We start from the raw sequence: 359 nt of genomic DNA, 5'->3' as shown, positions 1-359 counted from the left end.
GGGCAGGCTCTACGCCTTGCATGCCGGCCCGCCGCGACATCTATACGGGGCGCTATGAGTTTCTTGAGCGCGGCTGGGGACCGCTCGAGGACGATGACGCGGATCTGCCGCGCGTTATCTCGGGCTCGTCCAACCAGTCGCTGGCGCAGCAGCTTCGCGAAGGACGGCCGGTCAGCTACCTTGTGACCGACCACTTCCATCTGTGGGAGCGAGGGGCCGGCAACTATCATATGGGCTACAGCGGCTTCGAGTTTGTGAGAGGACACGAAGCCGACGCCTGGAAGACCGATCCCGTCGAGTTCGAGGTGCCGGATGGGGATACGCATAAGGTCGAGCGGCATTTCCGCAACCTCGCGGCG

1 pseudogene is annotated in these 359 nt (G+C 64.1%); it reads left to right on the top strand.

The annotated features are described in order from the left end of the window. Positions 1-359 (top strand): annotated as a pseudogene (locus tag PAT3040_RS19085) (hypothetical protein); the annotation flags it as partial.

Origin of the sequence: Paenibacillus agaridevorans, assembly GCF_003112455.1 — a bacterium.
In the GTDB taxonomy this organism is placed as follows: Bacteria; Bacillota; Bacilli; order Paenibacillales; family Paenibacillaceae; genus Pristimantibacillus; species Pristimantibacillus agaridevorans.
The sequence above is the reverse complement of the archived record's forward strand: the minus strand, read 5'-3'. Positions and strand labels throughout refer to the sequence as shown.